Genomic DNA, 723 nt, shown 5'->3' with positions numbered 1-723 from the left:
CTCTGAGTCAGCAAAGGAGACGTCGAACCCTTGGTACATGTCGTAGCTGGTCAGCTGAAGGCCGCAGCAGACGAACTGAGTTCGTCCGCAGAAATAGTCTCCGCGGTATATCCTTAACTCTGAGTCGCATTCCAATGACAGCATGCAGGTACCCCAAGGCATGTCGTGTTGATTAGGATCACCGCACGGAACGCCCCATGGCCTTGCAGCGAGCATATTAACAGCGTCCCCAGCCGGCATTGAAGAATTGATAGCTTCATACTTCTTCTGTATCCAATGCTCCCTCCATTCGTCTTTCCAATCCTGAAGCTCTCTACTAGAACTGGAGAAACTCGTTCCATCATCAATTGGAGCCTTGGCCCTACGCGACAAGAAATTCAAGACAGGGTCGATTCTGTATCTTCCTCTCTCCGTATCTTTCGCTCGCAGCTGCCAATGATCTAGGCCCTTTTGACTTGATTCCTGATTCTTTCCTTTGTACTTTTTCACTATCCGGGCTTTCGCGTTCGCCTGTTTAACATCAGCGTGTCCATCATTGATCTTGTACCCATTTTTTAAAGCTGTGTTCTCTTCATAATCACTTTTGTAGTTGCCAATTGACTGTTGAATGAACGTAAGCACATTGTCCTTAACATCAGACACAATTGAAGAGTGGGCGATACATATTAGGACCACTAATAAAATGATATGTGGAGTTAGCTTCATCGTACGCCTACATTTCCG

1 protein-coding gene is annotated in these 723 nt (G+C 46.5%); it reads right to left on the bottom strand.

The window, feature by feature from the left end:
* Window positions 1-642 (bottom strand): hypothetical protein (locus ACFFNX_RS51800; RefSeq protein ID WP_378213870.1); only part of this gene is annotated, 642 nt, incomplete at its 3' end.
* Window positions 643-723: the final 81 nt, after the last annotated feature.

Source organism: Actinoallomurus acaciae (genome assembly GCF_042429965.1).
In the GTDB taxonomy this organism is placed as follows: Bacteria; Actinomycetota; Actinomycetes; order Streptosporangiales; family Streptosporangiaceae; genus Actinoallomurus; species Actinoallomurus acaciae.
Note: the sequence above shows the minus strand (reverse complement) of the source record. Positions and strands in the feature narration are given on the sequence as shown.